24 protein-coding genes are annotated in these 24,562 nt (G+C 62.1%); 12 read left to right on the top strand and 12 right to left on the bottom strand.

The features are described from left to right. Nucleotides 1-3: 3 nt before the first annotated feature. A complete protein-coding gene (locus tag AB4Y77_RS04630) occupies nucleotides 4-1,560 on the bottom strand; it encodes a circularly permuted type 2 ATP-grasp protein (RefSeq protein ID WP_311213328.1) in 1,557 nt (518 codons plus the stop codon). A gap of 111 nt (nucleotides 1,561-1,671) precedes the next feature. Between AB4Y77_RS04630 and AB4Y77_RS04625 the strand changes: the two genes are divergently transcribed. Together AB4Y77_RS04625 and pepN are read left to right on the top strand one after the other, a co-directional pair. Beyond that, on the top strand, nucleotides 1,672-2,709 hold the full coding sequence (locus AB4Y77_RS04625) for a YeiH family protein (protein WP_442013101.1): 1,038 nt from the start codon (nucleotides 1,672-1,674) through the stop codon (nucleotides 2,707-2,709). A gap of 4 nt (nucleotides 2,710-2,713) precedes the next feature. Continuing rightward, nucleotides 2,714-5,320 (top strand): aminopeptidase N, encoded by a 2,607-nt coding sequence (gene pepN, locus AB4Y77_RS04620; protein WP_442013100.1) that lies wholly within the window; start codon nucleotides 2,714-2,716, stop codon nucleotides 5,318-5,320. A gap of 14 nt (nucleotides 5,321-5,334) precedes the next feature. On the opposite strand, the gene AB4Y77_RS04615 is transcribed toward pepN, so the two are convergent. The 5 genes from AB4Y77_RS04615 to AB4Y77_RS04595 all read right to left on the bottom strand — a co-directional run bounded on the left by AB4Y77_RS04615 (nucleotide 5,335) and on the right by AB4Y77_RS04595 (nucleotide 9,330). Further along, complete coding sequence (locus AB4Y77_RS04615; protein WP_396136292.1) at nucleotides 5,335-6,444, bottom strand: lipoate--protein ligase family protein; 1,110 nt, start codon at nucleotides 6,442-6,444, stop codon at nucleotides 5,335-5,337. Between the two features lie 76 nt (nucleotides 6,445-6,520). Continuing rightward, entirely contained in the window at nucleotides 6,521-6,778 is a 258-nt protein-coding gene (locus tag AB4Y77_RS04610) for a type B 50S ribosomal protein L31 (protein WP_089595095.1), read from the bottom strand. 142 nt (nucleotides 6,779-6,920) lie between these two features. Next, on the bottom strand, nucleotides 6,921-7,730 hold the full coding sequence (locus AB4Y77_RS04605) for a TrmH family RNA methyltransferase (protein ID WP_311213324.1): 810 nt from the start codon (nucleotides 7,728-7,730) through the stop codon (nucleotides 6,921-6,923). A 7-nt stretch (nucleotides 7,731-7,737) separates the two neighbouring features. Continuing rightward, the gene (locus AB4Y77_RS04600) at nucleotides 7,738-8,523 is read right to left on the bottom strand and encodes a sulfite exporter TauE/SafE family protein (RefSeq protein ID WP_311213323.1); all 786 of its coding nucleotides are present in this window, start codon (nucleotides 8,521-8,523) and stop codon (nucleotides 7,738-7,740) included. 21 nt (nucleotides 8,524-8,544) lie between these two features. After that, on the bottom strand, nucleotides 8,545-9,330 hold the full coding sequence (locus tag AB4Y77_RS04595) for an ABC transporter ATP-binding protein (RefSeq protein WP_311213322.1): 786 nt from the start codon (nucleotides 9,328-9,330) through the stop codon (nucleotides 8,545-8,547). Between the two features lie 111 nt (nucleotides 9,331-9,441). Between AB4Y77_RS04595 and serB the strand changes: the two genes are divergently transcribed. Both serB and AB4Y77_RS04585 read left to right on the top strand, forming a co-directional pair. Then, the gene (gene serB, locus AB4Y77_RS04590; protein WP_311213321.1) at nucleotides 9,442-10,335 is read left to right on the top strand and encodes a phosphoserine phosphatase SerB; all 894 of its coding nucleotides are present in this window, start codon (nucleotides 9,442-9,444) and stop codon (nucleotides 10,333-10,335) included. A gap of 317 nt (nucleotides 10,336-10,652) precedes the next feature. Beyond that, a complete protein-coding gene (locus tag AB4Y77_RS04585) occupies nucleotides 10,653-11,249 on the top strand; it encodes a hypothetical protein (protein WP_311213320.1) in 597 nt (198 codons plus the stop codon). 90 nt (nucleotides 11,250-11,339) lie between these two features. Here AB4Y77_RS04585 and AB4Y77_RS04580 read toward each other — a convergent pair whose 3' ends face one another. The 3 genes from AB4Y77_RS04580 to AB4Y77_RS04570 all read right to left on the bottom strand — a co-directional run bounded on the left by AB4Y77_RS04580 (nucleotide 11,340) and on the right by AB4Y77_RS04570 (nucleotide 14,710). Continuing rightward, entirely contained in the window at nucleotides 11,340-12,860 is a 1,521-nt protein-coding gene (locus tag AB4Y77_RS04580; protein WP_442013099.1) for a sugar ABC transporter ATP-binding protein, read from the bottom strand. Nucleotides 12,861-13,121: 261 nt separating this feature from the next. After that, nucleotides 13,122-13,874, bottom strand: a complete 753-nt coding sequence (locus AB4Y77_RS04575) for an SDR family oxidoreductase (RefSeq protein WP_311213318.1) — start codon at nucleotides 13,872-13,874, stop codon at nucleotides 13,122-13,124. A gap of 110 nt (nucleotides 13,875-13,984) precedes the next feature. After that, the gene (locus AB4Y77_RS04570; RefSeq protein WP_311213317.1) at nucleotides 13,985-14,710 is read right to left on the bottom strand and encodes a beta-ketoacyl-ACP reductase; all 726 of its coding nucleotides are present in this window, start codon (nucleotides 14,708-14,710) and stop codon (nucleotides 13,985-13,987) included. 153 nt (nucleotides 14,711-14,863) lie between these two features. On the opposite strand from AB4Y77_RS04570, the gene AB4Y77_RS04565 reads away from it, so the two are divergent. The 4 genes from AB4Y77_RS04565 to AB4Y77_RS04550 are packed head-to-tail and all read left to right on the top strand — an operon-like array spanning nucleotide 14,864 to nucleotide 16,968. Continuing rightward, nucleotides 14,864-15,361: a DUF3099 domain-containing protein gene (locus tag AB4Y77_RS04565; RefSeq protein ID WP_311213316.1), complete on the top strand. Its 498-nt coding sequence runs from the start codon at nucleotides 14,864-14,866 to the stop codon at nucleotides 15,359-15,361. Then, complete coding sequence (locus tag AB4Y77_RS04560; protein ID WP_311213315.1) at nucleotides 15,358-15,633, top strand: hypothetical protein; 276 nt, start codon at nucleotides 15,358-15,360, stop codon at nucleotides 15,631-15,633. The genes AB4Y77_RS04565 and AB4Y77_RS04560 overlap by 4 nt, the downstream gene beginning before the upstream one ends. Further along, nucleotides 15,634-16,500, top strand: coding sequence for an SURF1 family cytochrome oxidase biogenesis protein (locus tag AB4Y77_RS04555; RefSeq protein ID WP_311213314.1), 867 nt, complete (start codon nucleotides 15,634-15,636; stop codon nucleotides 16,498-16,500). Continuing rightward, nucleotides 16,501-16,968 carry a YbaK/EbsC family protein gene (locus AB4Y77_RS04550; protein WP_311213313.1) on the top strand — a complete coding sequence of 156 codons (468 nt, stop codon included), beginning with the start codon at nucleotides 16,501-16,503 and terminating at the stop codon, nucleotides 16,966-16,968. Nucleotides 16,969-17,119: 151 nt separating this feature from the next. On the opposite strand, the gene AB4Y77_RS04545 is transcribed toward AB4Y77_RS04550, so the two are convergent. Continuing rightward, nucleotides 17,120-18,718, bottom strand: a complete 1,599-nt coding sequence (locus tag AB4Y77_RS04545) for an ABC-F family ATP-binding cassette domain-containing protein (protein WP_311213312.1) — start codon at nucleotides 18,716-18,718, stop codon at nucleotides 17,120-17,122. Nucleotides 18,719-18,998: 280 nt separating this feature from the next. Between AB4Y77_RS04545 and AB4Y77_RS04540 the strand changes: the two genes are divergently transcribed. The 3 genes from AB4Y77_RS04540 to AB4Y77_RS04530 are packed head-to-tail and all read left to right on the top strand — an operon-like array spanning nucleotide 18,999 to nucleotide 20,995. Beyond that, on the top strand, nucleotides 18,999-19,616 hold the full coding sequence (locus AB4Y77_RS04540) for a biotin transporter BioY (RefSeq protein WP_311213311.1): 618 nt from the start codon (nucleotides 18,999-19,001) through the stop codon (nucleotides 19,614-19,616). Nucleotides 19,617-19,634: 18 nt separating this feature from the next. Beyond that, entirely contained in the window at nucleotides 19,635-20,372 is a 738-nt protein-coding gene (locus AB4Y77_RS04535; protein ID WP_311213310.1) for an energy-coupling factor ABC transporter ATP-binding protein, read from the top strand. Then, on the top strand, nucleotides 20,369-20,995 hold the full coding sequence (locus AB4Y77_RS04530) for an energy-coupling factor transporter transmembrane component T family protein (protein WP_442013098.1): 627 nt from the start codon (nucleotides 20,369-20,371) through the stop codon (nucleotides 20,993-20,995). Before AB4Y77_RS04535 ends, AB4Y77_RS04530 begins: the two co-directional genes overlap by 4 nt. Nucleotides 20,996-21,008: 13 nt before the next feature. Here the strand turns inward: AB4Y77_RS04530 and AB4Y77_RS04525 are convergent, their stop codons facing one another. Both AB4Y77_RS04525 and AB4Y77_RS04520 read right to left on the bottom strand, forming a co-directional pair. Next, a complete protein-coding gene (locus tag AB4Y77_RS04525; RefSeq protein ID WP_442013097.1) occupies nucleotides 21,009-22,232 on the bottom strand; it encodes a thiolase family protein in 1,224 nt (407 codons plus the stop codon). Beyond that, nucleotides 22,204-23,595, bottom strand: a complete 1,392-nt coding sequence (locus AB4Y77_RS04520; RefSeq protein WP_442013096.1) for a class I adenylate-forming enzyme family protein — start codon at nucleotides 23,593-23,595, stop codon at nucleotides 22,204-22,206. Before AB4Y77_RS04520 ends, AB4Y77_RS04525 begins: the two co-directional genes overlap by 29 nt. Nucleotides 23,596-23,656: 61 nt before the next feature. Here AB4Y77_RS04520 and ypfJ point away from each other — a divergent pair, with 61 nt between their 5' ends. Continuing rightward, nucleotides 23,657-24,556: a KPN_02809 family neutral zinc metallopeptidase gene (gene ypfJ / locus AB4Y77_RS04515; RefSeq protein ID WP_442013095.1), complete on the top strand. Its 900-nt coding sequence runs from the start codon at nucleotides 23,657-23,659 to the stop codon at nucleotides 24,554-24,556. Nucleotides 24,557-24,562: the final 6 nt, after the last annotated feature.

Below are 24,562 nucleotides of genomic sequence, written 5' to 3'. Positions count from 1 at the left end.
GGGTCACTGTTGCTGCTCCGTTTGGCGGTCACGCCAGTTGCTTTCCACGGGCCACACGGATACCTGTTCACGGACGGTGACGGACTGGCGCGGGATGACCTCAGCGGGGAGCTTCGGCGAGTCGGCCAGCACCCAGGTGTCCTTGGAACCGCCGCCCTGGCTGGAGTTCACTATCAAGGAACCTTCCTTGAGTGCAACTCTGGTGAGTCCGCCGGGCAGGACCCAGACGTCGTCGCCGTCGTTGACTGCGAACGGCCGGAGGTCCACGTGGCGGGGTCCAAATTTGTCCCCGGAGAGCGTCGGCACGGTTGACAACTGGAGGACGGGCTGCGCGATCCATCCGCGGGGATCGGCAATAACCCGCTTGCGCAGGGCATCGAGCTCGTCCTTCGTGGCATCAGGTCCAATGACAAGTCCCTTGCCGCCTGAGCCGTCCACGGGCTTCACCACCAGTTCTTCAAGGCGGTCCAGCACATGCTCCCTGGCCTCCTTTTCCTCAAGCCGGAAAGTGTCGACGTTGGCGATGATCGGCTCTTCGTGAAGGTAGTACCGGATCAGGTCAGGCACGTAACTGTACACGAGCTTGTCATCAGCTACGCCGTTGCCCACGGCGTTGGCTATGGTCACTCCCCCGGCACGTGCGGCATTGACCAGGCCCGGGCAACCCAGCATGGAATCGGAACGGAACTGGAGCGGATCAAGGAAGTCGTCATCGATGCGCTTGTAGATGACGTCCACGCGCTGTTCGCCCGCAGTGGTCCGCATGTAGACGCGGTTGCCGCGGCAAATGAGGTCGCGGCCTTCCACCAGTTCCACACCCATGAGTCCGGCAAGGAGCGTGTGCTCGAAGTAGGCGCTGTTGAACACGCCCGGCGTCAGGACAACCACCGTGGGGTCGTCCACGCCCGCCGGCGCTGTCTTACGGAGTGCGGAGAGAAGTCGTCGGGGATACTCCTCCACGGGACGGATGTGTTGCTGGCCGAAAGCCTCTGGAAGGCCCTTGGCCATGGCCCGGCGATTCTCCAGAACATAGCTGACGCCGGAGGGAACGCGGACGTTGTCCTCAAGCACCCGGAAGGTCCCGGCAGCATCACGGACGACGTCGATGCCCGACACATGGACGCGCACACCGCCGGATGGTTCGAATCCATGGACTGCCCGGTGGAAGTGGGCGCTGGTGGTGACGAGCTGCCGGGGGATCACGCCATCGGTGACTACCGCCATGCGTCCGTAGACGTCGTTGAGGAAAGCCTCCAGTGCTTTGACCCGCTGGGCTACCCCGCGTTCCAGGACATTCCATTCGTCAGCAGGGATAACGCGGGGAACGATGTCCAGCGGGAATGGGCGCTCCTCCCCCGCGTAGTCAAAGGTGACACCGCGGTCCAGGAACGTGCGCGCCATGGAGTCGGCCCGGGCTGTCACGTCGGCCAGGGACAGCTCCCGCAAGGCGCCGGAAACCTGACCGTAGGATTTTCTGGCAACGTGGCCGGGAGCAAACATCTCGTCATAGGCGCCGCTGCGCGCAGCGGCCTCGGAGTAATCCTGGAATAGGTCAGACATGTGAATTAGACAATCACCTTTTTGAGTCGAGCGCATTACGCACTGATTGTGTCGCGGTTTCCGGATGCCCCCGGTTCGCCTTTCCATGCCCCCATCCGGCAGGGTTGAGGCATGCCCTTCAACAGTCTTGCGCCCCAGCTGTCCCGGCTGGGGCCCGGGTTGGTCCTGAGCATCGCCGCTACGGGCCTTGCCTTCGCAATTCACGCCGTGTTTCCGGCGGTTCCTGCCATGACGCTTGCTGTTGCGTTGGGCTTGCTCTCAGCAAATATACCGGGCACGGCTGTCCTGACGGCGGGGCGCGCCCGCCCGGGGCTCGACTTCGCGGGGAAGCACCTCATGCGTGCGGGCATTGTCCTGCTGGGACTCAAAGTGAGCATGGGTGATGTCCTCGGACTCGGGTGGGTGGCACTGTTGCTGATCGCCGGGGTGGTATTGGTGAGCTTCGCCGGGACGTATGGCTTGGCCCGTTTGTTGCGTCTCCCCCGCGAAGCGGCCTTGTTGATCGCCACAGGCTTTTCCATTTGCGGCGCTTCGGCGATCGGGGCCATGGCCGCAGTCCGGCGGATCAAGCACCAGGACACGGTCCTGCCAGTAGCGCTGGTAACCCTCTGCGGCACCTTGGCCATTGGGGTGCTTCCCCTGCTCATGCACCCCTTGGGCCTCAGTCCGGCGCAGTTCGGTGCATGGACAGGCGCCTCCGTCCATGATGTGGGCCAGGTGGTGGCCACCGCCCAAACCGCCGGGACCTCGGCGCTGGCGATCGCCGTCATCGTGAAATTGACGAGGGTTGTCCTGTTGGCACCGATAGCAGCCACGGCGGGCCTTCATCAGCGGGTCCTCGATGTCCGGGAACGCGCCAATGGAGCGGCCGGAACGGAAAGAAGTTTCCCGCCGATTGTCCCTATGTTCGTGGTGGGCTTCCTTGCGTTGGTAGCCGTCCGGTCTTTGGGATGGGCACCGCCGGTAGCCTTGGAGGTCGCGGCAGCGGTTCAGGACATTCTGCTGGCGACGGCGCTGTTCGGGCTGGGCTCGGCCGTACGCATGCGGACCCTGATCCACACGGGAGGGCGTGCTGCTCTGGTGGCCTTGGGCTCCTGGCTGCTCATCGCATCGCTGGGCCTGGGCGCCGCCTTGATCATGATTAGATAGCTGTGTGTCGAATCACAATCTATCGCGCGATGAAGCCGCTACCCGTTCAGCCCTGATCACCACCCACAGCTACGACGTCACCCTCGATGTCCGAGACGCGGAAGATCCCGCCGTTTCCGGTTACCCGAGTACCAGCACCATCACTTTTTCCGCCGAGCCGGGCTCTGCCACCTTCCTGGATTTCATCCATGGTGGTGTGCAGTCGGTGGTGCTGAACGGCCAGGCGTTGGACGTCGGATCGGTGGTGGATCGCGACAGGATCATCCTTGACGGACTGGCGGCCGACAACACGGTCACCGTGACCGGCAGGGGCCTCTACAGCCGCTCCGGCGAGGGCATGCACCGCTTTGTTGATCCAGCCGACGGCCAGTGCTACCTCTACACCCAGTACGAACCGGCGGACAGCCGCCGCGTCTTCGCCAACTTCGAACAGCCGGACCTCAAAGCCAGGTTTACCTTTCACGTGATCGCTCCGGCCGGCTGGGAAGTCGCGTCCAACGGAGTTGAGGAACTGCGGACACCGGAGGATGTTGACACCCGCGCCGCGCGCTGGGATTTCGCCACAACCCAACGCATGTCCACGTACATCACCACCGTGCTCGCGGGGCCCTACTTCAAGGCAACAGATCACTGGGGAACAACGTTCGACGGCGACACCCGCCTTGACGTGCCGCTGGCACTTTACTGCCGGGCCTCGTTGGCGGAGTCCTTCGATGCCGACGAACTGTTCCGGTTGACCAAGAGCGGGCTGGCCTTCTTCAACGAGCTCTTCGACTACCCCTACCCGTGGGGTAAGTATGATCAGGCCTTCGTGCCCGAATACAACCTCGGAGCCATGGAAAACCCCGGGCTGGTCACTTTCACGGAAAAGTATGTCTACGCCTCCCGCGCCACCGATGCCCAGTACCAGGCCCGCGCCAACACCTTGATGCATGAGATGGCGCACATGTGGTTCGGCGACCTCGTGACCATGAACTGGTGGGACGACCTCTGGCTCAAGGAATCGTTCGCCGACTACATGGGGACACTTGGCGTGGACCGTGCCACCGATTGGGACACCGCATGGGTGAACTTCGCCAACAAACGCAAAGCATGGGCCTATGTCCAGGACCAACTGCCCACCACGCACCCGATTGTGGCCGACATCCCGGACCTGGAAGCAGCCAAGCAGAACTTTGATGGGATCACCTACGCCAAGGGTGCCTCGGTCCTGAAGCAACTGGTGGCCTACGTCGGCTTTGATGCTTTCATTGCCGGCTCCCGTCAGTATTTCCGGGACCATGCGTTCGGCAACACGTCCCTCCAGGATCTCCTCAGTGCACTCAGCACCGCTTCAGGAAGGGACCTTGGGGACTGGGCCCGTCAATGGCTTCAGACGTCCGGAATCTCCACCATCTCGGCAGAAATAGTGGACGACGGCGGCGTCTTTGGCGCCGTGACGCTTCGGCAGGACGCCATCGACCCCATCACGGGTCATCAGGAACTCCGGCCCCATCGGCTGCGTCTGGGTCTGTACGACGCTGACGCTTCGGGCCTGCTCGTCCGGTCAGAGAGCCATGAGGTGGATGTGGCGGGGCCCAGTACGTTGGTGCCCCAACTGAACGGTAAGCGCCGTCCTGCCTTGCTGCTGGTGAACGACGATGACCTGAGCTATGCCAAGGTCCGACTGGATCCGGGTTCCGAACACACTGTCCGGACCTCGCTCCATAAAATCACCGATCCCATGGCCCGCGCCCTGTGTTGGACCGCATTGTGGGATTCTGCCCGTGACGGTGTGACGCCTGCCGTGCGCTACGTGGCCGCAGTGGAGCAGTTCGCGTCCTCGGAGACCGGCATCGGGGTCCTGTTGAACGTGCTCGGCAATGCCTCCGGCGCCATTGAACGATACGTTCCGGCGGCAGCCCGTGAAGGGGTACGCAAAGACTTCCTCGCAGTAGTTGCGGCCAGGATGAAAGCAGCGGCCCCCGGCTCCGATCATCAGCTGGCGTGGGCCAGGACCTTGGCGGACGTGTCCCGGCATGGGGACAGTGAACTTCCCTTGCTGCGTGGAATCCTGGAAGGCAGCACCGTCATTGACGGACTTGCAGTCGACGCAGAACTGCGGTGGAGCTTCTGGCAGGCCCTCTCTGCCCAGGGGCAGGCGTCACGCGCCGAATTGGACCGCGAACTGCAGGCCGATAAGACAGCGTCAGGCAGGGAGGGCCACGCCCTGGCATCGGCCGCCGTGCCGGATGCCGCAGTCAAGTCAGCTGCTTGGGATTCCACGGTTAACAGCGCTGGGCTGTCCAACGAGATCCTGAGCGCAACAATCACCGGATTCGCCACGGCGCCGGGGTTCCTGCTGGAACCGTATGTGGAACGCTATTTCGACTGCCTCGAGCAGGTATGGGCAGAACGCAGCATCGAAATTGCCGGAAGGATCGTGCGCGGCTTGTTCCCGGGCGCCCAGGACCTGGCCGAAGGCATGCAGCCTTCGGAGCACGCGGTCCTGGTGCGGACAGATGATTGGCTGACGACGCACACCGGCGCTCCCCGAGCACTGCGCCGGATCGTCATAGAGCAGCGAAGCCACTTGGTGCGGGCGCTCACGGCACAAGCTGCAGGGGTGTAGTTCCCGCCGGCAGGCTACGGAACCCGGTTCAACCATTCGTCGGTGCCGAACTTCGTCTCTACGCGTTTCCTCGCCTCACCGAGCTCGGCCTCGGTGAGGCGGGACTCCTCAGCGCCATAACGTTCCACGAAGACCTCCTGCATGGCCCCGAGGATGGCCGCGCGGGCCAGCCCCGTTTGGCGTCGAAGCGGATCAACACGCTTCTTGGCGCTGCGTGTCCCCTTGTCCGAGAGCTTTTCCTTGCCGATGCGAAGGACATCCACCATCTTTTCGGCATCGATGTCGTAGCTCATGGTGACGTGGTGGAGCATGCCACCGTTCGCGAGGCGCTTCTGTGCTGCGCCTCCGATCTTGCCTTGTTCGGTAGCGATGTCATTGAGGGGAACGTAGAAAGCAGTGATGCCCAGTTTCTCCAAGGCTGCCATTACCCAGGCATCCAGGAACGCGTAGGAGTCGGCAAAACTGATGCCGTCCACCAAGGTCTGGGGCAGGTAGAGGGAATAGGTGATGCAATTGCCGGCCTCCATGAACATGGCCCCGCCACCGCTGATGCGCCGCACCACCGTTATGCCGTGGCGGGCTACTCCGTCCGGGTCCACCTCGTTCCGCACCGACTGGAAGCTGCCGATCACCACGGATGGCTCCTCCCAATCCCAGAAGCGCAGCGTGGGATTGCGCAGTCCGGCACCTACCTCCTCTGTGAGGACCTCGTCCAGGGCGACGTTCACCTGGGTGGGCAGGACCGACGGTGGGATGACTTCCCACTGGTGGTCGGCCCAGCTTGTGGCTTTGGCCAGCGCGCGGCGGACGGTGACAGCTACGGCTTCCGCGGAGAACCCGAACAGTACGGCATCCCTGGGCAGCCCCGCGGTGACGGCTGCAGCGATATCTGCTGCCGTTGCATTGTCCGGAAGTCCGGTGAGAGCCGTATTGATGGCCTGCAGGGCCTCGTCCGGTTCCAGGAAAAAGTCACCGCTCAGGGAGACGTTGGCGAACCTCCCTGCCACGACGTCCAGGTCAACTACCACCAGTTTGCCGCCGGGTACTTTATATTCGCCGTGAAGGCGGTTATCGGCGTCGTTGATGGTGGGTTGCTGCTCAGCGCTGGAAGTCATGCTTTCCATCTTGCCGGAAAACGCAAAAGCCCGCATTGCCGGGGATCCGGCAATGCGGGCTGTGAAAGCCTTGGGGTGAAGTGGGTTACTTCGTGCCGCCGAAGCCCTTGAAGCGGGCGTTGAAGCGCTCGACGCGGCCAGCGGAGTCCATGATGCGCTGCTTGCCCGTGTAGAACGGGTGGGACTCCGAAGAGATTTCGACGTCGATAACCGGGTAGGTGTTTCCGTCTTCCCACTCGATGGTCTTCGAGGAAGACACGGTGGACTTGGTCAGGAACTGCGTACCGGAAGCCAGGTCGTTGAAAACAACAGCTTCGTACTTCGGGTGGATATCAGACTTCATAATGGGACCTTTTGTTCACGCAACTGGATTTTGCCAGCTGCCAGGTATGAATGGAGGTGGTCCGGTTGTTGCAGGATAAATAATCCAGCTGCCGGGCCAACAACCAATCATAGCGGAAAGCGTGCCGCCAGACGAACCGCGATCAGTCCCGTGGGCGGAGCTCCCAGAAGGCCACCGCCGAGGCAGCGGCGACGTTGAGTGAGTCAACGCCGGCACGCATGGGGATCTTGACCGCGAGGTCAGCCGCGGCCAACGTGTCCTGGCTCATGCCGGGACCCTCTGTACCGAGTACCAAGGCCAGTTTGGGATACTGCTTTGCCGCAAGATCGTCCAGATCCAACGCGTCCTCGGTCAACTCCATTGCCGCCACGGTGAAGCCTTGCTCCTTGAGCCGCTCCAGGTCCCCGGGCCAACTTTCCAGGCGCGCCCAGGGAACCTGGAAGACCGTGCCCATGCTGACCCGGACACTGCGCCTGTAGAGGGGATCTCCACAGCGTGGAGAGACCAGGACGGCGTCAACCCCAAGGGCAGCAGCGGACCTGAAGATGGCTCCCACATTGGTGTGGTCAACGATGTCCTCGAGCACGGCCACGCGCCGCGCGTTCGCCAGGAGCTCTTCCAGCGGAACGGGCGCGGGCCGGTGCATCGCCGCCATGGCGCCGCGGTGCAGATGGAACCCCGTGATCTCCTCGAGCAGGGAAGCCTTGCCAATGAAGACCGGAACGTCAGGAAAAGCCTGGAAAACGTCGTCCAGATCCTCCAGCCATTTCTCGGCCAGGAAGAAGGACCGTGGCTGGTGTCCCGCGGCCAGCGCCCGCCGCAGCACCCGGGACGATTCCGCGATGTACATGCCTTCCTCGGGCTCGCGCAGCTTTCGCAGATGCACATCGGTGAGCGTGGTGTAGTCCGCCACACGGGGATCGTCTGCGGACTCGAGATAGTGAAAGGTCACCGGGAGATTATTTCAGCAGGTTGGCGATCATGAAGCCAAGGGCCACGATGCCCAGGGTGAAAATGACCGCCCTGAGGATTCGCGGCGAAAGCTTTCGGCCAACCCTCGAGCCCACAAGACCGCCGATGGTTGAGCTGACAGCAATGAGCAGGACCACAAGCCAGTTGATGCGGTCGAAGGCAAAGATCAGGTATGAGATGGCTGCCACCATGTTCACGCCCAGTACCAGGAAGTTCTTCATGGCATTGGCGTTTTGCATGGTTCCCGCCATGAACACACCGAGGATGCCTACCAACAAGATCCCCTGGGCTGCTACGAAATAGCCACCGTAAACGCCTGCGAGGTAGACGAGCGCGACCAGGAGGATGCCGTGGCTGCGGTCCCGGATGGCGTGCTCGGGGTTCTCTTCCCGGCTGCGCACCCACGCCTGCAGCTTGGGCTGGAACACCACCATGAGCAGTGCCACCACCAGCAGGACTGGGGCAACGTAGTGGAACACTTTCTCCGGCAGGTGCAGCAGAAGCCACGCGCCGGTGATGCCGCCCAGCAGCGAGGCCGGCAGCAATTTCATCAACTGCCGCCCCCTGCCCGCCAATTCGCGGCGGTAACCCCACGCCCCCGCCGCTGTACCTGCCACGAGGCCCATCGCATTGCTCATGGACGCAACTACGGGAGTGATGCCAATGGCGATGAGCACGGGGAAGGTTACGAGAGTGCCGGAACCGACCACCGCGTTGATGGTGCCGGCCCACAGGCCCGCGAAAAAGACCAGGATGCTACTAAGAATGTCCACTGTTGACTATATGCTTCCGGCTTAGCGACGGGCAGTAGCGGTGTAGCGCCCGGCGTTTTCTGATACGTCCAAGGGCAGGCCGAACGTGCTGCTGAGGTGCTCGTCGGTGAGCACTTCCTTGATGGGGCCCGCAGCAACCACTCCACCTTCGCGGAGCAGCATGGCATGGGTGAAACCAGGCGGAACTTCTTCGAGGTGGTGGGTGACCAGGACCATCGCGGGTGCCGCTTCATCGCTGGCGAGCTCGCCGAGTTTGTGCACCAGTTCCTCCCGGCCGCCGAGGTCCAGACCCGCTGCCGGCTCATCCAGGAGCAACAGTTCGGGGTCCGTCATGAGGGCGCGGGCAATCTGAACACGCTTGCGCTCCCCTTCGGACAACGTGGCAAAGGTCCGGTTGAGCAGCGGGCCCATCCCCCAGTCGTTCAGGAGCCCAAAGGCGCGTCGTTCGTCGTCGCGCTCGTAGCCTTCACGCCACCGGCCGGTGACACCGTAGGCGGCGGTGACCACCACGTTCAGGACGTTCTCGTGCTCGGGAATCTGGGTAGCAAGCGCAGCAGAAGAGAGTCCGATCCGGGGGCGGAGTTCGAAGACGTCAACGCGGCCCAGGACCTCGTCCAGGATCCCGGCTTTTCCGCTGCTGGGGTGGAGCCGGGCCGCAGCAATTTGGAGAAGGGTGGTCTTGCCGGCGCCGTTCGGTCCCAGGATGACCCAGCGTTCCCCTTCGTTGACCTGCCAGTCAACCTTGTCCAGCAGGGTTTTCTTGCCTCGGACAACGCTGACGGAAGCCAATTCCAGAACATCACTCATAGCAGTAGACACTAGGACAAAAATGCATATGACTGATAACCGGTCACTTCGCGGTGTTTGCCAGCCGAAACGAATTCGGGTGGATACGCTGCCCTCAGTAGGATTGGGGCCATGACTTCGAACTTGGCTGCGGTCAGCTATGGCGTGAATTTGTCCCCCTCATCCCTCGTTAAGCTTCGGAAGGTACTTGCTGACGCCGGCGTCGAAGTGTCGTCGGAATCACAGGGTGGCGACCACCGCTTCAGTGTCATGACTGCCGGTCTTGCCGCGGGTGCGGAGACCTTGGCGGATCTTGAAACAGTGCGGCGACACGTTGCTGCGATAGCCAGTGAGGGTATTGATACAGCCATTGTTCCCGAAGGCCTGCGCCAGGCGCCCCGGAAGCTCCTCATCATGGATGTCGATTCCACGCTCATCCAGCAGGAAGTCATTGAATTGCTGGCAGCCCACGCAGGCAAGCGCGAGGAAGTCGCCGCTGTCACCGAGGCCGCCATGCGCGGTGAGTTGGACTTCGCCCAGAGTCTCCATGCCCGGGTTGCCGTGCTCGCAGGGTTGCCCGTGGCGGTCGTCGAGTCAGTCCGGCAAGAGGTGCGCCTCAGCCTTGGTGCTGCAGAACTCGTGTCCGCCTTCAAGGAAGAAGGCCACGTTGTGGCGGTGGTGTCAGGCGGCTTCAACCAGATCCTTCGTCCCATTGCCGCGGACCTTGGGCTGGACTATTGGATCGCCAATGAGCTCGAAATCGTCGACGGCGTGTTGACGGGCAAGGTGCTTGGCGCTGTGATCGACCGGGCGGCCAAAGAAAAGTACTTGCGTGAGTGGGCAGCGGCGGAGGGCATCAGTCTTGAGCACACCATCGCCGTAGGCGACGGTGCCAATGACCTGGACATGCTCAGTGCGGCAGGAATTGGTATTGCGTTCAATGCCAAGCCGGCTGTTCGTGCGGTGGCGGATGCTGCAATCAACATGCCCTACCTTGACGCCGTCCGGCATATCGCCAACGTCTGATTCCTGCTTTGCCCCCCGCCGGCCGTGACCCCCGGCGGCCCGCACATAGCAGCGGGCAGCTTTTGCGCGCCCAAAAAGTACTGCACTCACTCTGCGCTGTTCTTCGGCCTGTGGCGTGAAACAACAATGTAGATTTCGTGACGCGGATATTCAAATAATTTATCGAATCGTCATTAATTGCGCATTCTTTGCCGTGGATTCCATGGCAAATGTACATTCATTCCGTTTGCCGGTAATTGATGTGTAGAGTGAAAAACTCGATGAAGAAATCCGTGGAACATGCGGCAGTCTGAATGACGGAAGTGCAGGGTCAGTAAGTGAACCGTTCGGAGCGTACGTGGAAATGGTGGAAACGCAGCGAAGGATTTGAACCCCTTCCAACACCTCTCCACGAGATCATTCGTGAACGGCACCCTGACGCGGTGGCAACGGGAATGGTTCCCAACCAATGGGACTCCGGACCCGGCATGACGTCCCACCCGGAAATTCCGTCCGTCTATTTCATGGCTGCCAGTGATGAAACCACAGAACAGGAAGAACTGATCATGAGCTCACTTGATGAAGCTACGAAACAACTGCTCTCCATTGAAGGCGCCACAGGTGCGGCCATTGTCGACTACACCAGCGGAATGGCACTGGCGCAGGGCGGCAACCCAGGCTTCGACCTCGGAGTCGCCGCTGCTGGAAACTCCAATGTTGTCAGTTCCAAGCTCCGGACCATGGCGGACCTCGGACTGGACGGCACCATTGAGGACGTCCTCATCACCCTGGATACGCAGTACCACCTGATCAATGTCCTGAATTCGGCGGGGTCCAAGGGGCTCTTTGTGTACCTGGTGCTGGACCGGAACTATGCGAACCTGGCGCTGGCACGCCACAAGCTCAACAACATCGCCAAGGCCGTGGCCATCTGATCCCAGGGCGTTAACGAATGAGGGGCGGCCGCGAGTATCGCAGCCGCCCCTCATTCGTCGGTCAAGCATTCGTCGGTCAAGCAGGATATATCAAACCTTCACGCGGCGGGCCTCGCTGCCGCCCGCTTCAAACTTAACCCCCAGCATGTGGTGCACAAGGACATCCTCATTGGTGTTGGCATTGGCATCGATGGTGACAAGTTCCCCGTCCCTCATGACGCCAATCCGGTGGCACCAGTTGACCATCTCGGAGAGGTCTGAGGACAGGAGAATGATGGCCACACCGGTTTTGCTGAGCTGCGTCAGCATCTTGTAGACGATTTCTTTTGCCCCAATGTCAATCCCGCGGCTGGGGTGACTCAGGATCAGGACGTCACAGTCGGTGGAGATCCATCGGGCCAGTTCCACCTTCTGGCGGTCGCCTCCGGAAAGCGTGGAGAGGTCGCCTTGGATGTTGGTGGTATTGATGCGCATACGGTGCACTACATCAGCCACACCCCTGAGGTGGGTGATCTCATCCCGCAGGCTTTCAGCGCCCGCCCCGGCACCTTGGTGAAGCCCCTCCGCAATGCTGGTCCCGGGCACTAAGGTATCGGCATCCGGCGAGTAGCCGATCTTCAACCGCTGCGCATCCTGGGGCCCGCGGATCTGGACGTGGCTACCGTTCAGGGAGATCGTTCCAGAGGTGGAGGGATGGATGCCCGCCAGTGCTGCTATGAGTTGATAGACGCCGGATCTATGGGTTCCGACCAGGCCGAAGATTTCGCCTTTGGCCACGCTAAAGCTCACGTCACGGACCTTTTCCTCCACGCTGAGGTTGGAGATCCGCAGGGCCTCTCCCCCGGGCGCCGGGCCGGAGGGCCGGGAAGTCGGCTCCAGTTCCTGCTGCAGCAGGAGGAAGGCAAGTTCATCGACGTCGGTTTGGCTGGCCTCCACGATCTTGTGCACCTTGCCGTCCCGCATGACGGCGATGCGGTGGGCTATGGAACGGACCTCATCAAGGCGATGGGTAATGTAAATGATGGCCCGGCCCTGCCGTGTCAGCATTCTCAGCACCTGATGCAAAACCGCGACATCGTGGTCCGGAAGTGACGCTGCCACTTCGTCCATGATCACCAGTTGGGCTTCCTCAGCCACCATTCGGAGGACCTCCACCAGGGCCTGTTCGGCTCGAATCAGCGTTCCGACCTTCGCGTCAGGGTCCATGCTGATGCCGATGTCCCGGATCAGCTTGCCCGCTTGATCTCGGAGTTCCCCGTGTGTCCGGCCCGACTGGAAGGTCCCGCGAAAGATGGCCTCGGTGATGGTCAGCGCCGGGTCTATGTGGAAGTTCTGGGGAATCAGTCCCACTCCGCAGGCCTGTGCTTCTGCGATGGAATCCGGCATGTATTTTTCACCGGCCAGGGTGATTCGCCCATGGTCGTGCTTGAGGGATCCGGCCAGGACGCCCATCAGGGTGGTCTTGCCGGCGCCGTTGGTTCCAATCAATCCCAGGATTTCGCCGCGATGCAACGAAAGCCCAACACCCTTGAGGATGCGCCGTTGATCGTATGATGCGTGAATATCATCAGCATGTAATAACAGGTCCAAAGAAGCTCCTAAGGCATGCATAAACCCGCCCATTGTGGTTTATGCAACGTGCTGACAACTACGTGCGAGGCTGCCTTGGAGAGTCAACCAGAAGGATTCACATAATGCAAAGCCAATTTTGCAAAACAATCATTGCCATTTCGTGACGCAAGAATCTGCATTATTTATCAAACTGGTACTCAACGCGTGGGAGTTTAATCCGGCACTGTGGCCTTATACGGCTGGGGCTTAAACAACTGTGGCCCGGAAACAACGTTCCGGGCCACAGCTATGGGGTACTGATCACTCGGCGGTCTTGCCGAAGTAGTCGGCACCGCCAACATATTCCGTGTGTCCGGATTCGACGTCCGCAGTGGCCATCTTGGCAACCTCGGCAGCGAACTCCTCCACGGAGTAAAGCTTGCCTGCCTCGGCACGGCGCGCTTCGATGGCTCCCGGGTTGGACCGATCCAGCAGGGTGGCGGTCACTGTGCCCTCGATCATGTCACCGGAGACCACCACCAGCGAGATTCCCTTCTCCGCGAGGTGGGGAATCAGTTCACGCAGGGCGTCCTCCCCGGCGCGCTTGCTCTTCGCGACGGGCTCGTACTCCGGCATTGTGGGAACAGTCTCCACGAAATGCGCCTGGTGGCTGGTCACGAAAACGACGCGCGAACCCTCAGGCATGAGCGGAACGGCCGCGTTGAGCATGTTGACCTGGGCATCGCGGTTGAGCTTGAGGGCGTATCCCTCTTCCATGCCCGATTCCATGCCGCCTGAAGCGTTCAGCACCAAGACGTCAAGGGATCCGAACTCCTCCATGGCTTTGCTGGCGAGGGCGTGAACGCCTTCATCGGTGGTGAGGTCTGCGCCCACGGCAGCCGCACGGCCACCTGCTTCCTGGATGCCGGCCACTACCTTATTGGCGCGGGGCGCCTTTTGCCGGTAGTTGACGACGACGGCGGCACCCTCGCCTGCGAGGATCTTGGCAACTTCGGCGCCAATTCCACGGGAAGATCCCGTGACGATGGCGGTCTTGTTATCCAGCGTTCCCATTCATGCTCCTTTTGTTCACTTCATCCAAATTCCGTGGGCCTCGCCTTCCATCATGCCAGCGGCAAGGACGAAATCGCTTGTGGGCCCCGGACAAAAAACCGCTCTTCAGGCTAGTGGCCCATACCCAGGCCACCATCTACCGGGATCACAGCCCCTGAGATGTAGGCGGCTTCGTCGCTGGCAACCCAGCGCACCACGTCAGCTACCTCGGAGGCCTCGGCAAAACGACCTGCAGGAACGTTGGCCAGGTAGGCCTTCTGGGTGTCTTCGGGCAATTCGGCCGTCATGTCAGTGTTGATGAAGCCGGGCGCCACCACGTTGGCCGTGATGCCCCGGCTGCCGAGCTCACGGGTCAGGGACCGTGCGATGCCGACCATGCCGGCCTTGGAAGCGGAATAGTTGATCTGGCCGGGTGCGCCGTAGAGGCCGGAGACGGATGAAATGAGGACCACGCGGCCCTTACGGAGCCGGATCATTCCTTTGGACGCCCGCTTTATCACACGAAATGCGCCGGTGAGGTTGGTATCAAGGACCGAGGTGAAGTCGTCTTCGCTCATGCGGAGCAGGAGCGTGTCCTTGGTGATGCCGGCATTGGCAACCAAGACTTCAACGGGTCCATGGGCTTCTTCGACAATCTTGAAAGCAGCGTCAACGGAGGCCTCATCCGTGACATCGGCCTTAACGCCCAGGATGCCTTCGGGCAGCTTTGTTTCACTTCGGTAGGTCACCGCCACCTTGTCGCCGTTGGCAAGGAACGATTCTGCAATGGCCAGGCCAATGCCGCGGTTGCCGCCGGTGATCAAGACGCTGCGGCCGGTTGTGACTGCTTCAGACATGCTGTGGCTCCAGGTTCCGCGGCATCGAAGTGCCGCATTGAAGGGGGATTTTCCTGTGACGATCTTATCTGCCGCCCATCCCAACCCGTGGGTAACCACCCACCTGCGCGGTTTGGGCGGTTAGGGCCTTGGTGAGAGAATTGGGATAGGCCTTTGGAGCGTGATGATTCAGTTGTGACACGAGAAAACAGTCCCCTGCAGCAAGTGCCCGGGGAACCGGACGCTTTTTCCGGCGACCCCGAGGTCCACAGCATCACGGACGCCGCCGCCGCTCACTCCGAGGACATGCGGGAGCGCATGATCAAGTACGCGGTGGCCATGGGGATCCGAATGGTCTGTATCGTCCTCATTTTCGTGGTTGATGGATGGTTCAAGATCATTGCGATCGCCGGCGCAGTTTTCCTCCCTTGGATCGCCGTTGTCATCGCCAACGGGAATGACAAGGCGGAGGACCACAGCGAGTCATTGCTGGACTACGTGGCTGTCCCCGAAATCGAGCGCTCCTCCCAGCCGGAAGAAGCACCTGCCGATGGACCCACGGTGCTCCAAGGCGAGCTGGTGGACGACGAACCAACCAGCAATCCAGGCGGTCCTACAACGGGACCTGCAAGCGAGGCCGGATACCCCGGCGACGAACGGGCGGCTTCATGAACATCTTCAACCTTGGCGGCGCGGATGCGGCCGGCCAGGACTCCGAACGCGCCACGGCTCCGGCGGTGTGCTCCCGGAAGGGGTGCCGGACCGGTGCCCAGTGGCAACTCCTATGGAACAACCCGCGTATCCACACTCCGGAACGGCGCAAGGTATGGCTTTCCTGCGGAGACCACCGGGAGTGGTTGGAGGAATACCTGACCACCCGGGGCCTGTGGAAAGAAACCCTCGCCTTCACAGCGGGCGAAGCTGCAGCGAACGAGGCCGGCTGAATGTACCGCTTCCTCTTCTCCAGCAAGTGGCTGGGGTACTTTGTCCTGGCTGTCATTTTTGCCACCGCATGTGTTTTCCTGGGCCGCTGGCAGATGGACCGCCGCGCTGAGACTTTGGCGGAAATCAATCGCGTGGTGAGCAACTACTCGGCCACGCCTATCCCTTACGCGGAAATCAAGGACCAGTTCAACACCCTGGATCCTGAACGGGAATGGACCCAGGTCCAGCTGCGCGGCAGCTACGACCCGGACGGCCAGCGGGTCGTCCGAAACCGCCCGCTCAACGGCCAGCCAGGTTACGACGTCGTGGTTCCCTTCCGGCTCACCACCGGCGAAGCGGTGGTGATTGACCGTGGTTGGCTGCCCATCGGCAACAACACTCCCGGCCGTCCCGATGTTGTACCGGCCCCACCAACGGGCCAGGTTACCGTGGTGGCGCGCCTCAAACCCGCTGAACCCAAGTTGGACCGTGGAGCGGTGGACGGGCAGCTGGCCTCGATAGACCTGGCCAGTTTCGCCGGCGAGCTCCCCTACCCCATCGCCACCGGGGCCTACGGGCAGCTGGCCAGTGAAGATCCTGCAGTTCAACCGATGCCCACGCCCTTCCCTAAACCGGCAACCGAAGAGGGGACGCACCTTTCCTACTCCCTGCAGTGGTTTGCGTTCGGTGTCCTGATGTTCATCGGGTTCGGCTACGCAGCACGGCAACAGGCCCGCAACGCGGCCATCGACGCCGAAGAGGAAGAGGATGAGCAGATCATCGCCGCCGGTGGCACGCCGAAGAAGCGTACTCCGGCTCCCCGGAAGAGCAAGCGCGCTACGTCCGAAGAAGAGGAAGACGCCATCCTGGATGCCCAAGGCTACTGAGTGATTCCGGAACCCGTACTCAACGTAAAGTCAGCCCTGGCAGCGGCCGGAGCCCAGGACACGGTTCGGATCTTCGAGGACAAGGTCCCGACGGCGGCCGCCGCTGCTGCCGTGCTGGGATGTGCCGTCGCTGCAATCACCAACAGCCTGATCTTCGAGCTGGACGGCGCACCGTTCCTCATCCTTGCCAGTGGAGCAGCCAAAGTTGATACGGCACTGGTGGCTAAGCAGCTTGGGACCGGAAAGATCCGCCGTGCCAAGCCGGAATTCGTGCTGGAGCACACCGGCCAGGAAGTAGGCGGAGTGGCGCCAGTGGGCCATCCCAAGAAACTAAGAACCATCTTGGACACCTCACTTCACGAACATGCTGTCCTCTGGGCCGGAGCAGGAGACCACAACTCCATGTTCTCCATCGGCTACGAAGAACTGGCACGAATCACGAGCGCGGAACCCCTGCAGGTTCGATAAATCGCATGGGGTGACTTGGCCACCAGCGGAGTGGAGGGGTTGATGTGCGTAGCGTGCGTCTAAGCGAGGAACGAGCGAGCACGCGGCACATCAAGCGCGCCGCGCAGCGGAACCCAACCACACGCGCCGCGCAGCGGACCGCCAAGCAGGCCTATGCCAGCGTAATCAGGTCCAGGTAGTCCTCGTTCCAGTGGTCCTCCACGCCATCCGGAAGCAGCACAACACGCTCCGGGTTCAGTGCGGACACAGCGCCTTCGTCGTGGCTGACCATGACGACGGCGCCGCTGTAGTTCTTGAGTGCGCCCAGGATCTCCGCGCGGCTGGCGGGGTCCAGGTTGTTGGTGGGCTCGTCGAGGAGGAGAACGTTGGCGCTGGAAGCCACGATGGTGGCGAGGGCCAAGCGGGTCTTCTCACCACCGGAGAGAACGCCTGCGGGCTTATCGACGTCGTCGCCGGAGAAAAGGAACGAACCAAGGATGCCGCGGACTTCGGCATCCTTCATGTCCGGCGCGGATGAGCGCATATTTTCCAGGACGGTGCGATCGACGTCGAGCGTCTCATGTTCCTGGGCGTAGTAGCCCACTTTGAGGCCATGGCCGGGAATGATGTCGCCCGTATCCGGTTTGTCGACGCCTGCCAGCATGCGCAGCAGGGTAGTCTTGCCGGCACCGTTGAGACCAAGGATGACTACCTTGGAACCGCGGTCGATGGCGAGGTCCACGTCCGTGAAGATTTCCAGCGAACCGTAAGACTTGCTGAGGCCTTCCGCGGTGAGCGGAGTCTTGCCGCAGGGAGAGGGATCCGGGAAGCGCAGTGCGGCCACGCGGTCGTTCTCGCGTACAGCCTCCAACCCGCTCAAAAGCCGCTCAGCACGCTTGGCCATGTTTTGGGCAGCGACAGCCTTGGTGGCCTTGGCACGCATTTTGTTGGCCTGGTCGATCAGGACCTGGGCCTTCTTCTCAGCGTTGGCACGTTCGCGCTTCCTTGCGCGCTCGTCCGTTTCGCGCTGGAGCTGGTAGCGCTTCCAGTCCATGTTGTAGTAATCGATCTGGGCGCGGTTGGCATCCAGCAGATACACCTTGTTGACCGTTGCTTCCAGCAGTTCGGTGTCGTGGCTGATCACGATCAGGCCACCCTGGTGGTTCTTCAGGAAGTCGCGCAGCCACGTGATGGAGTCGGCATCGAGGTGGTTGGTCGGTTCGTCGAGGAGCAAGGTCTCGGCGTCGGAGTACAGGATGCGCGCCAATTCCACGCGGCGGCGCTGGCCACCGGAAAGAGTCTTCAGCGGCTGGTTGAGGAGTCGGTCCGGCAGTGCGAGGTTGGAGGAGATCGCGGCGGCTTCAGCTTCGGCCGCATAGCCGCCACCGGCCAGGAATTCAGCTTCCAGTCGGTCGTAGCGGTTCATGGCTTTGCGCTGGACGGATGCGTCGTCGCTGGCCATGTCATCGTGGGCTTTTTTGAGCTTGCCTACCACGACGTCCAGGCCACGCGCGGAGAGGATGCGGTCGCGGGCGAGCTGCTCCATGTCCGGGGTCCGCGGGTCCTGCGGAAGGTAGCCGATTTCACCGGTGCGGGTGACCTTGCCGCCTGCGGGAAGGCCTTCGCCGGCGAGGACCCGGGTGAGGGTGGTCTTGCCGGCACCGTTACGTCCGACGAGTCCAATCTTGTCCCCTTTGTCCACCCTGAAGTTGACCTGGTCCATGAGCAGGCGTGCGCCGGCGCGGAGTTCGAGGTCCTGGACGGTAATCAATTCGGGTGATGCCTTTCAATGGGGAACGCTCGCGGGGACCGGTGGGTCCGATAAGTGCGGCGGGATGCGGCTGTGAGAACAGCCTGTTCAAGTCTACCGGTACCCTGGCCGCGGGGTGACATCGGGCCCCGACGGGGGAAACTGTGCCAACGGCCAAACAATTCCGGGCCGGCTTTGTGGGAAGGCTCCAAAATTCCACGTCCGCTGCATCCGTATTCTCAGGAACAGGGGAAGAAAGCTCCACATTCATCGCATCGCACCACACCTGATTGGACCCGTCATGAGCCAGACCAACTCTGCCGCTGTGCAGCACAAGCCAACGTCCCGTAAACGGTGGACGGCCACCGACCTCGGGCTCATTGCGGTTTTCGCGGCCCTCGTGGCAGTCTCCGCGATCGTTCCCGGCATCCCGGTAGGCGCCCTTGGCGTGCCCATCACTCTGGTGACCCTGACAGTGATGCTCAGCGGATTGGTGCTGGGCGCCGGGCGCGGCTTTGCCGCCGTCGGGCTTTATGTGCTGCTGGGTTTGGCGGGGCTGCCGATCTTCAGCGGCGGCCGCAGCGGATTGGGTATCCTGGCGACTCCCTCCGCAGGCTACATCGTTGCGTTCCCTTTGGCTGCAGCAGCCACCGGCTACCTCGCGGCCATCGTCATCCGCCGGACAGTCAAGTTCCGGGCCCTCTGGTTGTTTGCCGCCACCATGGTGAGCAGCATCGTCATCATCCATGGGCTGGGCGTGGTGGGCATGATGGTCAACGCCAGGTTGGACTTCGCCAAAGCCTTCCTCGCCGACCTTCCCTTTGTCCCCGGAGATATCATTAAGAACGTCCTGGCCGTCATCATCGCCATGGCAATCCACAAGGCCTTCCCGGATGTCCTGGTACGCCGGGTCAAGTAAAGCGGGAACAATCACTCCATGAATTCCATCAGTTTCAGCAGGGTTTCGGTGCGTGTCGCCGTCGATGGCAGCGACACGCCCAAGACCCTGCTGCACGATTTTTCCCTTGAACTGACCGAACGCCGGATCGGAGTGATCGGTGCCAACGGATCCGGGAAGTCCACCCTGCTACGGCTCATGAATGGCTTGGTTGAACCGTCCGAAGGCAGCGTGGAGGTTAACGGCGATGACACTGTTGCCGCCGTGCGCCGTGTCCGGGCCAACGTCGGTTTTGTTTTTACCGATCCTTTGTCCCAACTGGTGATGCCCACAGGGCGCGAAGACGTGGAGCTTTCTTTACGCCGTTCCATCAAGAACTCCAAAGAGCGGGCGGCCCGGGCAGAAACAGTCCTGGATCGTTTTGGGCTGCTGCACTTGGCCGATCAGAGCATTTACGAACTGTCCGGTGGTGAACGGCAGTTGCTGGCCCTTGCCGCAGTCCTGGCCGTCGATCCCACGGTGCTGGTGCTCGACGAACCGTCCACCCTCCTGGACCTCCGGAACCGAGAACTCTTGCGGCATACGGTGGCCGGCCTGGATCAACAAGTGATCATGTCAACGCATGATCTCGACCTGGCGCTGGACATGGACCGGGTGTTGGTGGTGGAGTCCGGACGCATTGTGTTCGACGGTGGTGCTGCCGAAGGCGTCGCCCGCTATCGTGAGCTATGTGCGGCTCCCCTGCCCGGCGCCCGCTTGGGTGATGTGTCCAGGTGAGAGGGCACGGCTTCCTAATTGCGAACTATGTTCGCGGAAATTCGATCATCCACCGCACGCCCCTGTGGCTGAAGTTTTTGGTGGTAGCGGCCTGCGGAGCGGCGTCCTTCCTCATTGTGGACTGGGCTGTGTCCTTGGTGATCTTCGCCGTCATGTGCGGGCTTTTCATGCTGACTGGAGCCGGCTTCCGCCGCCTTCTGCGGGCCATCTGGTTGGTGGCTCCCATCCTGCTGGTCATTGGGCTCTTCCAGTGGTGGCAACTCGGCGGGCCCACCGCGGCGCGCATCGTGTTGAACGTGCTCGTGTGTGTGGTGGCAGCTTCTGTCCTGACCGCAACTACCCCCGTGCAGGAACTGCTGGACGGTGTGGTGGCACTGGCTAAACCGTTCCGGCGTTTCGGTGCCGACCCTGAACGTTTTGCGTTGACCATCGCGGTGATGCTCAGGAGCATTCCCTTTATTGCCGGTGCCTTCTCTGACGTGCGGGACTCAGCGCGGGCGCGGGGGCTTGAACGCAATCCTCGTGCACTGGTTCTGCCCGTCTTCATCACCACTGTTGCGTACGCGCGCCAAACCGGTGACGCTTTGGCAGCCCGCGGGCTGGGCGAACCGGAGCGCGACTAAACCCGAAGGAGGCCTAGAGCCTGGCGTACTGCAGGAGAGCGGCGGTTCCCATGCCCCCTGCAATACTGATCATTGCCAACGCCAGCGGGAACTCGCCCTGCTGTGAGCAACTGCGGCGTGCTTGGGCCATCAGCCGCGTCACCAGGACCGCTCCCGAGGCTCCGTAGCCATGGCCTAAAGCAAGTGCTCCGCCATCAAGGTTTGCCTTCTGAGGATCTACGCCCAAATACTCCAGGCATGCGATGGTTTGGGAAGCGAACGCCTCGTTGAACTCCATCAGATCAATTTCATCTGCGGCCACTCCGTGGCGATCCAGGAGCTGTTTGGCCGCGTAGGCTGCTCCGATACCCAGGAGTTCCGGATCAATGCCGGTGGTATCGCACCCCAGCACCAACAATCCGTCGGTGGCCCCCATGGTGCGGGCACGCTTCAGTGACGTGATGACGACGGCGGATGCTGCGTCCGCGTCGAAGCAGGAGTTCGCTGCCGTGACCGTTCCGCCGGACACGAATGCTGCAGGGAATCTGGCCATCAACGGTGCCCGCAAGGTCGCCCGGGGGCCGTCGTCGGAATCCACCGTCTTTTCGTCCCACTTCAAGGGAACGATTTCCCCCAAGAAAGAGCCTGTCCTGGCCGCTTCAACGGCACGGCGATGGCTCCGGAGCGCATACTCGTCTTGACTCAGACGTGTCACGCCGAATTCGCGGGCAACGTTCTCGGCGGCAACACCCATGTCAGGGTCGCCAAACTCCGGCGGCACAAAGCTGGCCCGGGAGTAGAAATCGAGTTCGCCGTCGTCGTTCCTGTTGGCCCTTGCCGGGGCGGTACTGATGCTTTCAACGCCGCCCGCCAGAAACAGCGGATCACCGCCGGCCGCCACGAGGCGGGACGCCAGCGCAATGGCATCCAGGCCTGAGCCGCATTGCCGGTCAACGGTGATCCCGGGCACGCTGATGGGCAGGCCGGCCTGAAGGGCTGCGAACCGGGCCACGTTCCCGCCGCCGCCCACGGCGTTGCCCACGATGACGTCGTCCACGTCCGCCGGGTCCACGCCTGCTGTTTCCACGAGGGAAGCCAGCACGGGTGCTAGGAGGTCCGGGGCACGGAGATGCTTGAGCTGGCCGTTGGCCCGGCAAATCGGAGATCGAAGCGCGGCGATAATGACGGGTTGCCGGGACTCGTCGGGTTCTCTGGCGGAGTCGTCGCCGCTATCCAAGAAGCTGCGCCCGCGGGTCATGGTTTTTGATCCAGTCCAGGAGCACTTTTCTGCTGACTTTGCCCCGGTCGGTCAGGGGCAACTCCGCCAACAAGTAGTACTGAAGCGGCCACTTGTCCCGTGCCAGCAGACCATCCAGTCCGGTGCGGAGTTGGGTGGCTGTGACCGCACCGCAGGCAGGCACGACGCCGGCGATCACCTTTTGGCCACGGATATCGTCCGGCGCTCCGGCCGCAACAGCGCCATCCACGCCGGGCACCGAGGCGACGGCGAGCTCCACCTCATGCGGGTAGACGTTCTTTCCCGAAGTGATGATCATGTCCGAGCGCCGGCCAAGGATGTGCAGGGTGCCCTTCTCGAGGAAACCCTGATCCCCTACGGTGTACCAGCCGTCGAGGCATCTCAGGGCCTGTCCATCGTCTCCCCACAGGTAGCCGTTGCTGACCATTCCGCTGCGAACGCTGATATTGCCGTGCCCGCCGTCCGGCAGTGGCTTCCCGGCGTCGTCGAGGATGTTCAGTTCCACACCCGGGAAAGGCGAGCCAATGCCGGTACCACCGGCGTCCATCGGTTCTCCCGCAGCCAGGCGGGTGCCGGAAACAAAGCTCAGTTCGGAAGCGCCGTAATACTCGTAGATGGCCGCTCGGGGCGCCCACCGCCGGACCGCCTCCAAGGTTCGGGCGTCCAACTTGGAACCGGCACAGATGATGCTGCGGATTCCTGAAGCGTCAACGTCTCCTGCCAATCCCCGTTCGCTGAGCAACCGCAGCGCAGTGGGCGCGAGGACCAGTCGCGTGATGCCGTCGTGACTGATGGCTGAGTGGGCGTCCCCCACGTCGAAGGATTCGAGAGTGTGAAACGCGGCACCCGCGTACAGGCACTCCGAGAGCGCGTACAGATTCAGGCTGGCTGACAGAGGGCCGGGCGCAAGTGTGCGGTCGTCCTGTGCGAGGCCGAAGAACTCGATGGATGCCTCGAAGGACATTTGCCAGGAGCGGCGGGACCTGGTGAAGGCTTTGGGGACGGAGGTAGTGCCCGAAGTAAGGCCGATGAGGAAGGTACTGGACGGGTCCCCGTCCGATAAGCCGGTCTCGACGGGTTTGGTGGTCCCGCCGATGCGCGACGTGACTTCTTCGATCATCGGAAGCGGCCATTCGGGGTCTAGCACGGCGCAGCGCCGCTCCCCCGCCACCGCTGCCGTGTAGCGCTCCACAAAGCGAACGGAGTTGGGCTCGGCGAGAACAGCAGTAGTGGTCGCATCGCCCAGCAGCGCTGCTGCGGCGTCGCGGAGTCCCGCCCAGGTGAGCCGGCTGCTGCCCACAACGACCGCGGTGTCGTGGGGGCGCTCATCGGCCCAGAGCTGAAGTTTGTCCAGGAAAGGCATCCACACAATTTTACGGCAGTGTCAGGCCCCGGGCACCAATAGTGACGTCTATTCTGACTGTATGAGTTTCAATGACGGCGCACAGCTTGACCCCTCCCAAGTGGAGGACCGACGTGGCAGTGGAATGGGCCGCGGGACCAAGATCGGCGGTGGCATTGGCGGCGGGATTGTGGTGCTGCTGCTGGCTCTCTTCGGCATAAACCCCAACATCCTGGGTGACCTGACAGGCAGCGGAACCCAGCCGCCCGCCGTCGAAAGTGGCGGCGCCGGAGGTGTCCAGGAATGCCAGACAGGCGCTGACGCGGACAAACGGTTGGACTGCCGGATCACCGGAACGGTGAACAGCCTGAACGCTTTCTGGCCTGGCTACCTTGCCGACTACAACGTCCAGTACCCACGGCCCAAGACCGTCATCTTCAGTGAGGCCACCAACACCGGCTGCGGTGCAGCTACCAGCGCCGTGGGTCCGTTCTATTGCCCCGCAGACACCACCGCATATTTCGACCCTGGCTTTTTCGACGAACTGGTGACCCGCTTTGGTTCCTCCGGAGGACCGCTGGCACAGGAGTATGTCGTGGCCCACGAGTTCGGACACCATGTCCAAAATGTCATCGGAAACCTGGACCAGGCACAGCAGGATCCCCAAGGTCCGCAGTCGGGCGCCGTCAGGGTGGAACTGCAGGCTGACTGCTATGCGGGATTGTGGGTCAGGCACGCAACGACGCAAACGGATGCCAGCGGCAAACCCTTCCTTGATCCCCTGACCGAGCAGGATCTGCAGGATGCGCTCTCTGCTGCTTCCGCGGTCGGCGATGACCGCATCCAGGAGGCGGCTACGGGCCGCGTCTCTCCTGAGTCATGGACTCACGGCTCCAGCGAGCAGCGGCAGAAATGGTTCTATCAGGGCTACACCACGGGCGACATCAACAAGTGCGACACGTTTGGGGTAGCCACGCCGTAAGGTAGC

Source organism: Paenarthrobacter sp. YAF11_1 (genome assembly GCF_052113445.1).
GTDB lineage: Bacteria > Actinomycetota > Actinomycetes > Actinomycetales > Micrococcaceae > Arthrobacter.
The sequence above is the reverse complement of the archived record's forward strand: the minus strand, read 5'-3'. Positions and strand labels throughout refer to the sequence as shown.